The sequence below is a fragment of the Kitasatospora sp. NPDC101155 genome (genome assembly GCF_044768305.1).
Lineage (GTDB): Bacteria > Actinomycetota > Actinomycetes > Streptomycetales > Streptomycetaceae > Kitasatospora.
The window spans coordinates 1-2,691 of sequence record NZ_JBIWPN010000143.1; the positions used below are offsets into that span (position 1 = coordinate 1).

Sequence of the window (2,691 nt, forward strand, 5' to 3'; positions counted from 1 at the left end):
GCCGCCGACCCCGGCGAGCCGCTCCAGCTGCGCGTCGAGCGCCTTCTCCGACTTCGCCGAAACCACCCACGGCACCACGCCGGGCACGACCGACGGGTCGTCGGCCGCAGAGTCCTCCTCCACCGCCTCCTCGACGATCACGTGCGCGTTGGTACCGCTGATCCCGAAGGCGGAGACGCCCGCGCGGTGCGGCCGGTCCACCTCCGGCCAGGCCCGGGCCTCGGTGAGCAGTTCGACCGCCCCCGCCGACCAGTCCACCTCGGCGGACGGCGTGTCCACGTGCAGCGTCTTCGGCAGCACGCCGTGCCGCAGCGCCATCACCGTCTTGATCACGCCGGCCGCGCCGGCCGCGGCCTGGGTGTGGCCGATGTTGGACTTCAGCGAGCCGAGCAGGAGCGGCTGTTCGCGGTCCTGCCCGTAGGTGGCGAGGAGCGCCTGGGCCTCGATCGGGTCGCCGAGCGGCGTGCCCGTGCCGTGGCCCTCGACGGCGTCGACCTCGCCGGCCGACAGCCCGGCGGCGGCCAGCGCCTGCCGGATGACGCGCTGCTGCGACGGGCCGTTGGGGGCCGTCAGCCCGTTCGAGGCGCCGTCCTGGTTGACGGCCGAGCCGCGCAGGACGGCCAGCACGGGGTGCCCGTTGCGGCGGGCGTCCGACAGGCGCTCCAGCACCAGGACACCCGCGCCCTCGGCCCAGCCCGTCCCGTCCGCCGCGTCGGCGAACGCCTTGCAGCGCCCGTCCGGGGCGAGCCCTCCCTGCCGGGAGAAGCCGGAGAAGCTCATCGGCGTCGACAGCACGGTGACGCCGCCTGCGAGGGCAAGCGTGCACTCGCCGGCCCGCAGCGCCTGCGACGCGAGGTGCATCGCCACCAGCGAGGAGGAGCACGCGGTGTCGACGGTGACCGCCGGGCCCTCCAGGCCGAAGGTGTACGACACCCGGCCGGACAGCACGCTCGCCGTCAGGCCGGTGGTCGCGTGACCCTCCATGTCCTCGTCCGAGTTCATCACCACGCCGACGTAGTCGACGCCCGCCGTGCCGACGAACACTCCGGTGCGGGTGCCGCGCAGGCCGCTCGGGTCGATGCCCGCCCGCTCGAAGGCCTCCCAGGACGTCTCCAGCAGCAGCCGCTGCTGCGGGTCCATCGCGAGGGCCTCGCGCGGCGAGATCCCGAAGAAGCCCGCGTCGAACTCGCCGGCCGTGACGAATCCGCCCTCGATCGAGGCGCTGCTGCCGTTGCCCTCGCCGAGCAGCGCCGCGATGTCCCACCCGCGGTCGGCGGGGAACCCGGTGATGCCGTCCCGACCGTCCGCGACCAGCCGCCAGAGCTCCTCGGGGGTGGTCACCCCGCCCGGCAGGCGGCATGCCATGCCGACGATGGCGATCGGCTCGTGCCGGCCGGACTCGACCTCCAGCAGTCGTTGGCGTGTCTGGTGCAGGTCGGCCGTGACCCACTTGAGGTAGTCAACGAGCTTGCTGTCGTTCGACATGGGGGGTGGTGCCTTCCTGTGATGAGGCGGAGTCGGTCAGCGGTCGCTCAGACGGCCGAGCTCGTTGTCGATGAAGGCCAGGACCTCGTCGGTGCTCGCTGCTTCGAGCCGCTCCGCAATGGCGTCCTCGGCATTCTGCGCGTCCTGGTTTCGCAATTTCTCCAGCATTCGGCGCAGCCGGAGCGAAACCGCGTTGCGGGTCGCCTCGTCGGTGTCCGCATCGGCCAGAGCCGCGTCCAGGCGATCGAGTTGGCCGAACAGCGCGGCGCCGTCCGCCACGTCCTGCTCGTCCAGGAGCACGCCGAGCAGGTGTGCGCCGAGGACGGCGGACGTCGGGTGGTCGAAGACCAGCGTCGCGGGCAGGCGCAGGCCGGTGACGGCGGTCAGGCGGTTACGCAGCTCAAGTGCCGTGAGGGAGTCCACACCGAGGTCGTGGAAGTCCCGGTCGGCGACGACGGCCTGCGGTGAGGCGTGGCCGAGGACGGTGGCAGCCTCGGTGCGGACGAGGTCCACGACGTGGCGCAGCCGGTCGGCCTCGCGCAGCGCGGTCAGACGGGCGGCGAGCGCGGCCACCGCTCCGGTGCGGCCGCCGGTGGACTCGGCCGCGCGGCGGGCGCCGCGGACGAGTCCGCGCAGCAGCGCGGGCACGGTGCCGGGCATCCTGGCCGGTCCGGCGGCGCGGCCGATGGGGACGAGGTAGGGCTCGTCGAGTCCCATGGCGGCGTCGAGCAGGGCGAGGCCTTGGTCCTCGGTCAGCGGTGGGACGCCGGTGGCGTGGATGCGGTGCAGGTCGGCTTCGGAGAGAGTGCCGGTCATGCCGGCGGTGGGCATCCAGGCGCCCCAGCCCAGGGACTGGGCGGGCAGGCCCTGTTGGCGGCGCCAGATGGCGAGCGCGTCGAGGTAGACGTTGGCCGCCGCGTAGTTGCCCTGGCCGGCGCTGCCCATGACGCCCGAGATGGAGGAGAACAGGACGAAGGCCTTGAGGTCCTGGTCCTTGGTCAGCTCGTGCAGGTTCCAGGCCGCGTCCACCTTCGGGTGCAGGACGGCCGACAGGCGCTCGGGCGTCAGCGCACTCACGACACCGTCGTCCAGCACACCGGCCGCATGCACAACACCGCTGATCGTCCGGCCGTCCAGGGCCTTCGCGAGGGCCTCGCGGTCGGCGGCGTCGCAGGCCACCACCTCAGTGCGGGCACCCAGCTCCGC

2 protein-coding genes are annotated in these 2,691 nt (G+C 73.5%); both read right to left on the reverse strand.

Annotated elements, in window-relative coordinates:
* Positions 1-1,485: type I polyketide synthase (locus ACIRYZ_RS46415; RefSeq protein ID WP_402955783.1), on the reverse strand; the 1,485-nt coding region annotated here is incomplete at its 3' end.
* 36 nt (positions 1,486-1,521) lie between these two features.
* Positions 1,522-2,691 (reverse strand): beta-ketoacyl reductase (locus ACIRYZ_RS46420; protein WP_402955786.1); only part of this gene is annotated, 1,170 nt, incomplete at its 5' end.